At 27.2% G+C, this 9,482-nt stretch carries 5 protein-coding genes; all 5 read left to right on the top strand.

The features are described from left to right. The first annotated feature begins 1,393 nt into the window (after positions 1 to 1,393). From KSU54_RS06285 to KSU54_RS06265, 5 genes are read left to right on the top strand one after another with little or no spacing between them, the layout of a single operon-like run. Entirely contained in the window at positions 1,394 to 2,521 is a 1,128-nt protein-coding gene (locus KSU54_RS06285) for an ABC transporter ATP-binding protein (protein ID WP_003535370.1), read from the top strand. 4 nt (positions 2,522 to 2,525) lie between these two features. After that, positions 2,526 to 3,308: an ABC transporter permease gene (locus KSU54_RS06280; protein WP_003535368.1), complete on the top strand. Its 783-nt coding sequence runs from the start codon at positions 2,526 to 2,528 to the stop codon at positions 3,306 to 3,308. A gap of 1 nt (position 3,309) precedes the next feature. Beyond that, the gene (locus KSU54_RS06275) at positions 3,310 to 5,466 is read left to right on the top strand and encodes a glycosyltransferase family 2 protein (RefSeq protein WP_003535366.1); all 2,157 of its coding nucleotides are present in this window, start codon (positions 3,310 to 3,312) and stop codon (positions 5,464 to 5,466) included. A gap of 16 nt (positions 5,467 to 5,482) precedes the next feature. Continuing rightward, a complete protein-coding gene (locus tag KSU54_RS06270; protein ID WP_009010058.1) occupies positions 5,483 to 7,465 on the top strand; it encodes a glycosyltransferase family 2 protein in 1,983 nt (660 codons plus the stop codon). Positions 7,466 to 7,475: 10 nt separating this feature from the next. Beyond that, positions 7,476 to 9,461 (top strand): DUF2142 domain-containing protein, encoded by a 1,986-nt coding sequence (locus tag KSU54_RS06265; RefSeq protein ID WP_003535364.1) that lies wholly within the window; start codon positions 7,476 to 7,478, stop codon positions 9,459 to 9,461. Positions 9,462 to 9,482: the final 21 nt, after the last annotated feature.

The raw sequence follows: 9,482 nt of genomic DNA, 5'->3' as shown, positions 1-9,482 counted from the left end.
TAGAACTATAACTCTTATCAAAAGAATTTGGTTCATTAAATGTTTTCCTTCAGTATTTTGTGATACAATTATATTTGATATTGCTATACTTAATCAAAATGATATATTAATCTAGTTAAATCAACATACTTTTTAAATATTTTACTAACATATCTTCTGCTTGTTCAAAGTTTGTATCGATATATTAAATAATACCATTTCGTGATTATATAAATTTATAACAGAGTATTGATACAGTTTACTATCAACTATATGAACTTCTAATAAATCTGTGGGTCATACCTCAGTACATTTGGCTATATTAAAGTTTTTTACATAATAGATTTTATAATTTTCTTCATCGACTATAGTAAAAATTTATAACTGTTCTAATCATATCTCCTCTATATGAATTTATATTTAGCTTTCATTGTAATAGTGTGACATCAACCTTTTAACTTTTTATGATTAGCCTTAAATTCTATGTTAGACAAATCTAAAGAAGATCTATGGTATCCATAATTTTGGTATTCTGAGAACCATTATTCATTTTATAGTAGTGTATTGATTCTTAACACTGGAAATATTTAGAATAATCTTTGATGGGTAATAACAATACGATTTATTTACAATTTTTACCTTTTTCTTTGGTTGTCGTGTTTTCATGTATGAACTACAGTATGTAATTTTCTTATGTACTCATTCTTTGTCTTAAGACTTAATATTTCTTCATTTTTTTGTTAGATAATTGAACTTTTGTTATTTGGATATACAGCTTTCATTTCTTTTTTTCGGTAGCTGATTTCCTTTTTTTCTACTATATTATAGCTTTTTTATAAGAGTTTATCCAAGAATGCAACAATCGATCATATTTAATGGTAGTACTCGTGACTATATTAGTAATTTACGCTTAGATGTGACCAATACTAATTTTTAATACGTTTTTACAATAAAAAATAGCTATAACATCTAAACAATTTCAATTAATATAATGCTAAAAAGGTTGATTTTTTCTAATTGAATAGGAGTTATTATCTTTATTTTTGCCCTCCCATATCATCGCATATGCTATTTTCTATAATGAAAAAGTGGCTTACTTGTTTAGGTGGGTAAACTTTGCACTCACTTTAGAGCTCCCTTTTTTACAACTTTTAGAAATAAAATAAATAAGTTAGTGTTTAGTGTAGGTTTATGGTATTATAATCAATGAAGTAATTTATAAATTGGATTTTTATGGTAATAATTTAATTAAATTATCATTAAAAATCTTTGCTTATAAATAATTTAGCAAAAAATATGAAAGGCTGTATATATAGAGGGTATGCTTGCAAAAATTAAAAAAATGCAGTAAAATGCAGTGAATTATGAAGAGTCTAACTAAAACTATAAAAGTATATTTATAAAGGTGGATTTTATGGAAAATATAGAAAATGCAATAGAAATAAGAGATATGAGTAAAGATTTCAAGCTTATTTATGACAAACCAACAACTTTAAAGGAACGGTTAGTTTTTTGGAATAGATCAAAGCCTGAATGGCATCATGTTCTGAAAAATATAAATCTAGATATTAAGAAAGGTGATACTGTTGCTTTAGTGGGGACAAATGGAAGTGGAAAATCTACACTTTTAAAATTAATGACAAGAATATTATATCCTACAAAAGGAAAATTAGAAACTGCCGGGAAATTAACTTCGCTATTAGAACTTGGAGCGGGTTTTCATCCTGATTTTACAGGTAGAGAAAATATATATTTTAATGCATCTATTTTTGGATTGACTAAATTTGAAATAGAAAAACGAATTGATGAAATAATAGAGTTTTCTGAATTAGGAAGTTTTATTGATAATCCAGTTAGGACTTATTCGTCAGGAATGTACATGCGTTTAGCTTTTTCAGTAGCAATAAATGTTGATGCTGAAATATTATTAATAGATGAGATTTTGGCAGTTGGAGATCAACACTTTCAAGATAAGTGTTTTTCGAAGTTGAAAGAGTTGAGAGATAGTGATAAAACAATTGTTATTGTTTCTCATAGCTTAGATATGATTAAAAAATTATGTACAAGAGCGGTTTGGATTTATAACGGTGAAGTAAAGGCGGATGGAAATCCAAATATTGTAATTGATAAATATCTTGATCAAGTAGTTAAGGATCATGCCAATCAAGTTAAAGATTATGTACCAGAAACAATTAACTGTATCTTAACAATTGAAACACCAACGGAGTTTGAAGAAAAAGATAATAGCAGTAATATTGTAGTATCAGGTTGGGAAGTAAGTAATACTTTTACAACTAATGTAGATGTTTATATGGATAATAAATATATTGGTCGTGCAAGTAGGCATAAAAGAAATGATGTTCTTATGCATTATCAAGAAGCTAATGGCGGAGCAAGCATGAATGCTCAAGCAGGATGGGAAATTAATGTGCCTGTAAAGGGATTAGAGGGAAATCATATCATTTATGTAAAAGTTAGTGATGGAGATAATATAATTGCAAATAAACAAGTACAAGTAATTCTTAAGGATAAAAGTAGGTAAAATTATGAAATTAATTGAAAATTTATATCAATATAGGGAATTGTTAAAATCAAATATTAAAAAAGAAATTCGTGGTAAGTACAAAGGTTCTGTTTTAGGAGTTTTGTGGTCATTTTTAAACCCTTTGTTAATGGTAATGGTTTATTTTTTAGTCTTTCCTTTTTTGTTTAGAAATACTGTTGATAATTATTTGATATATCTTGTTATTGGGGTGATTCCTTGGAATTTTTTTACGACAACTATGAATCAAGGTATTATGACTATTAGAGTGAATGAGGGAATTATAAAAAAAGTGTACTTTCCAAGAGAAATTCTGCCTATTTCTGTTGCAACAAGTGGGCTTGTTAACTTTTTCATATCGTCAATAATAATGTTATTATTTTGTATATTTGGTGGGGTAGGTATTTCATGGCATCTAATCCTATTTCCAGTATTTGCATTAATTCAATACTTTATAACTATGGGATTGATTTTAGGTTTGAGTGCAATTAATGTGTATATTAAGGATACAGAATATATAGTACAGTTTTTTATTAATATGTTATTTTATGGAACGCCAATTTTATATGATTTGAGTACATTTAAAGACTTTCCGTCAATTTTAATGAAAATTATTAATTTAAATCCTTTTAAACATCTAATGGTTATTTACCGAGATATCTTTATGTATCACAATGTACCAAATTTAGGAGCTACAGTTTATATTGTTATATTTGCGGCTATCTGTTTTTTTGGAGGGTTAGCAATATTTAGAAAACTAGAAAAAGGGTTTGCTGAGGAGGTATAAAATGGGAGTTACAAACTTTGTTGACTCAACTAAAAAAACACCGACTTTTATTAATGATGAAATCACGGGTATAAAGGTTCAATATTTAAAAATTATACTAGCTAATTTAAAAGAAAATAATGAACTCTTTGTTTATAGTAATGATATAGAAATTGCTTATAATAAAAAAATGATATCAGATGATGGGGATATTCAAATTGAATTAGAAATTCCTAAAGATTGTAAAGAGATAAGAGTTTGTTGTTTAAGCGGTAAATGTCTGATAGATGTTTATAGATTAAAAATTTCTTATGCTTTTAAAATTAGAAGTTTATTTAAAAAGATTTTTTCTATAATAAATAGATCAATTATTGTATTTGGGCGAGGTATGAGATTTTTATGGCGTGAACATAGGATGATGATTCCTCCAACATTATGGAGAAAATATTTTATTCGTTTTTTTAGTCGAGTGAAGGAACGAGGTGAGATATTATGGAATCCGTTTATTCAAGATGATTATCATAAATGGATTCAGAAATTTGAGAAAAATAATATTGATAAAGAACAGGAATATAATCCCTTAATATCAATCCTTATACCAGTTTATAATGTTGAGAGAAAATTTTTATCAGAGTGTTTAGATTCGATTTTAAATCAAACATATCAAAATTATGAAGTATGTATAGTTGATGATTGTTCAACAAATCTGGAAACGATTAACACGTTAAAAGAATATGAAAATAAAGATACTCGTATAGTAGTTAAAACTAGGTTAATTAACGGACATATTTCAAAGGCTTCAAATGATGCACTTGAAATTGCACGTGGTGAGTTTATTTGTTTAGTTGATAATGATGATACGCTAGCACCAAATGCTTTATATGAAAATGTAGCTTTATTAAATAAACATAAAGATGCTGATTTCATTTATAGTGATGAAGACAAATTAGATTTGCGGGGTGAAAGATGTGAGCCGCACTTTAAGTCTGATTTTGCACCAGATACTTTATTAGGTATAAATTATATTTGTCATCTTGCAGTTTTGCGGACTTCATTAGTTAGAGAAGTTGGTGGTTTCACAGTTGGTCTAGAAGGAGTCCAGGACCATGATTTATTTTTACGAATAACTGAAAAAACAAAGAATATATATCACATCCCAAAAATCTTATATCATTGGAGAATGATTGAGGGCTCAACATCTTTATCAGTTGATAATAAAGCTTATGCAGTGAAAAAGGGAATAGAAACTATAGAGAGTACCCTAAAAAGGCGAGGCGTAAAAGCAAATGTTAAAAGTTTAGGGAATAGTACAGTTTATGGGATTGAGTATGTATTAGATACAGAACCAAGTGTATCTATTATTGTCCCAACTAGAGATTTTGCAGATGTGACAGAAAAGTGCTTAGAATCTATTTACAAATTAACAAATTATAGTAATTTTGAAGTTGTAATTGTGGATAATAGAAGTGAAAAGCAAGAAACTATGGAATTGTTTGAAAAATATCAAATGAGATATGAAAATTTTAGAGTTATTAAAGCTGATATGGAGTTTAATTATTCTGCAATAAATAATTTAGCAGTAAATACATGCAAGTCAGATGTATTAGTACTTCTTAATAACGATACAGAAGTACTTACGCCAAACTGGTTAAAATTGATGGTATCTTATGCAATACAGAAACATATCGGAGCAGTTGGAGCAAAATTATTATATCCAGATATGACGATTCAACATGGTGGAGTTTTGCTCGGAGTAGGGAATGCGGTGGCTGCTCATGCTTTTATTAGTCATCCTAGGGATGATGAGGGAGTATATGGGCGTTTAAAAATACCTTATAATTATTCAGCTGTAACGGCAGCTTGTTTAGCAGTAGAACGAAAAAAATATATACAAGTTGGGGGACTAGATGAGACATTAAAGGTTGCATATAATGATGTTGATTTTAATTTAAAATTACTAGATGCAGGATATTATAATTTATTTATTCCGCAAGTTGAATTAATTCATTATGAGTCAAAAAGCAGAGGACTTGATTCAACTAGTGAAAAGTATAAACAATTCTTGGCAGAGAATAATTATATGCATAAGAAGTGGGCTAAGTATATTGAATGTGATCCATATTACAATAAAAATTTAAGTAAGTTAGGTTTGTATATGTTAAATAGGAACATTGATTAGGTGGTGAGTCATAGTAATGAAGTATAGAATAGAAGAATGTGAAGTATGTGGTATTATGAATCCAACATTAGTTATACGAGGTTGGGCGGATTCAACAATTAACCATATTAAAATTAAATCACCTGATGAAATTTTAGTGAAAGAAATAAAAAAAATTAGATCTAGAATAGTATCATTTGATTATAAAATACCTTTAAAAAAACATACAGTATATAAAGTATACTTATGTAATGATGAATTAGATATTAAAGTTAAAGTTGTTCGTTCTAATTTTATAAAAAGAGTATGGCAAAAATATAAACCTAGAGGTATATTTATTAATAAGGTCTTTGGAATTATATATGATCCATTAAAGAGGGAAATAATAAAATTCAATAAGGGAACGTTAAATATGCAAAATGAGAATGAATATAATGAGTGGCTAAAAAATAACGATAGATTTGTTGAAGTGAAAAATTTTAATTATCAGCCTAAAATATCTATAGTTATGCCAGTTTATAATGTTCCTGGAAAGTACTTGAGTTATTGTATAGAATCCATTTTGAAACAAACATATCAAAATTTTGAAATTTGTATTGCTGATGACTGTTCAACTAATATTGATACAATTGAAACACTAAAAGCTTATAAAAATAAAGATAATAGGATAAAAGTTATTTTTAGAGAAGAAAATGGGCATATTTCTAGAGCAACAAATTCTGCTTTATCTTTAGCAAGTGGTGAATTTATAGGATTGATGGATAATGATGATACGTTAGATCCGCATGCATTAAATGAAGTAGTTAATATATTAAATGAGGATAAAAATATAGATTTTATATATACCGATGAAGATAAAATAGACATGGGTGGAAAAAGAAGTGATCCACATTTTAAACCTGATTTTTCGTTAGATACATTATATGGTGGGAATTATATCTGTCACTTTAGTGTTATTAGAAAAAATATAATTGAAAAAATCGGTGGTTTTCGAGTTGGGTATGAAGGTGCACAAGATTTTGATTTATTTTTGAGAGTATCAAATGAAACTGATAAAATTTATCATATACCTAAAATTCTATATCATTGGAGAATGATTCCAGGTTCAACAGCTGTAGGTGGGGATGGTGCTAAAAACTATGCTGGGGAAGCAGGAAAACGTGCATTAGAGGATTATTTTAAACAAAAAGCTATTTCGGTTAAGATAGATAATATTATTAGTACACAATACTTTGTTGAATATATTTTCGAAAATGAACCAAAAGTAGATATTCTTGTTGTTTTTGAAGGTAATAACACATCATTAAATAATTTTTTAAGATCAGTATATACTGATAATGCTTATAAAAATTTTGTTGTAAATATTATAAATAAAGATAACAAACCATTGAAAATAGATACAAATTTTAATCACAGTGTTAAGCTTTTTATTAATGAGAAAAATGTTATTGAGACAGTAAATAATATTATTCAAGCAAGTGATGGTGAATACGTAATATTTGCAAATGAGTATTGTAATTTTGAGACATATGATTGGATTAACTTGATGGTTGGCTATGCAAAACAAAATGAAATAGGTGCTGTTGGTTGTAAAGTTATGGATAAAAATAAGATTGTAAGAAATGCTGGAGTTATATTAAGCGAGCAATCTTTATTTATAAATGCTTATGAATGTACTAGTAGAAATGATTATGGGAATTATGGTAGGCTATTAGTACCATATAATTATTCTATAGTAAGTAGTCATTTAATGTGTGTTTCAAAAGAAAAAATACATAATTTAGATACCGATTTTAATTTAGATTTTTCGCTATATGATTTATGTTTGAGATTGTTAGAGGATGGTTTGAGAAATGTTGTTTTACCACAAGTAGAAGTTATTAATACAGCATACAAAAGAAGTTCAGATATTGAGCAAGAGAAAATTTTTCAAAGAAAGAATAAAATGCATATAGGGAATGATAGATATTATAATGTAAACCTTTCAAAAGAAAAAGCGTTTAGATTAAAAAAAATATAAGGAGTTAGGGATGAAGTTTAAAAATATTTTGTCGCAAATATTTAATGGTTTAAAAAAAATAAGTTATCAATGGCAAATATATAGGGATAAATCTTTTGCAAGTAGTATTTTAAAATTTTTTCCTAAAAACTTTTTGCTTGTTATATTTTTAATCTGTTCATTTATAATTATATTTAATGAGTATGCAGCAAATAATAATAGTGTTATATATAGAAATAATCATTTATATTCGAGTAATGTAGGGGCTATATATAAAGAACCAATAGAATTTAGCCTAGATAGAAAAAATGTTGATCAAGATTTTGATATCTTAAGTATTAAATTTGCAACATATGATAGAATAAATGATTCAGATTATACTTTATCGGTAATGGACAAAAATAATGTAGTATATGAAACAAATTTCAATACAAAAAAATTTGGTGATAATGAGTATGAGGATTTTTATCTCAATGATACAATAGATAGTAAGCGTCTAAAAGATTATACCGTGAAAATATCACCAATTAAAACAGATACTAGTAATAATATAACTGTTTTGTGTAATGAGGAAAATGGGGATATAGCGGTAGCGTATAAGGTAAGCAAAAGTCCTTTGAACATAAGCACTTTTATAATCATTGGAATGATTATATTGTTTTTTATTTTGATGAAGATTGTTAATGAAAGAAAAATAATACATGAAAAGTTTTTGATATTAGCTTTAATTTTTATTGCGTTTGCAACTATATTAACGCCACCATATCAAGTTCCCGACGAGAGATTGCATTATTTAAGGACTCTACAATTATCTCAATATAATTTTTCAAAAACACCATCAGAAAATTTGGGAAGCAGAGAGATAATTGTACCAGACAACTTAGATGATGTTAATTATAGTAGAGCAGAAGCAACTGATGCAGTCACGGATGTTGGATTGATAGGTGATAGCATGGTAGAGGGGCGAAATATTGAAAAAAGATATAATTCAAGTATAGGTGGAAGTGCTGTAATGGTCGCTTATTTATTACCTTCTATTATTTTAAGGTTAGTTGACTGTTTTACGAACTCACCATTAGTTTTATTTTACACAGGCAGATTAGTCTGCTTAGGAATAAATTTTCTTCTCACCTACTATGCAATTAAATTAACTCCTAAGTTCAAAAATACGATGCTTATAGTTGCATTGATGCCGATGTCTATTCAATCAATGATTTCATATTCGTACGATGGATTATTAAATGCATGTATATTGCTATTTATAGCAACATGTCTAAAAATGATATATGATAAAGAAAATAAGATAAATAAAAGATATTTGTCTATTTCAGTGATAATGCTATTTATGATAATTAGTATAAAATTACCATATGCATTATTAGGAGTTTTATACTTCTTTATACCATCTTATAAGTTTAATAATAGTGTAAAAAAGACAGCAAGTATTTTTATTGTTTTATTTGCTACATATCTATCGACGTTGTTATTATCAAAGGTTATGAGTATAGGGGCGTTGACCACTTCTGTAGTTTCAAATAGTGGAAATGAACAATCAAATTTTACGTATATATTAAATAATCCATTAGAAATATTTTCAATTGCAAAAAATACTTTTAAAGAAAAAATCGTCTTTTATATCGATTCGTTAGTTGGTTATTTTGGATACTTTTCTATAAAAATGCATACAATATTTCAATATGCCTATTTAATCATGGCAGGTGGGCTAATACTGACGGAAGAAAGTAATTTTAAGAAAAAAGAAAGAATATTTTATTTTTTAATAGTGTTAACAGTTATTGCGGGAATTTTTGGTGCTCTATATTTTGCATGGTCAGGATATCAATTGTCATACGTAGAAGGAGTACAAGGAAGGTATTTTATACCATTAATTTTACCAACAATAATGATATTTTCATTTAGGAAAAAAATATTGACTATTAAGAATTCAACAATATTTTCTTTTATCGACATAATTTTACTTAATTATATAATTTTATTACTGGTTTATAATTTTTAATTACAATGCATTTATTGTTGA

The sequence above is a fragment of the Erysipelatoclostridium sp. MSK.23.31 genome (assembly GCF_019125875.1).
Classification (GTDB): domain Bacteria; phylum Bacillota_I; class Bacilli_A; order Erysipelotrichales; family Coprobacillaceae; genus Thomasclavelia; species Thomasclavelia ramosa.
The sequence above is the reverse complement of the archived record's forward strand: the minus strand, read 5'-3'. Positions and strand labels throughout refer to the sequence as shown.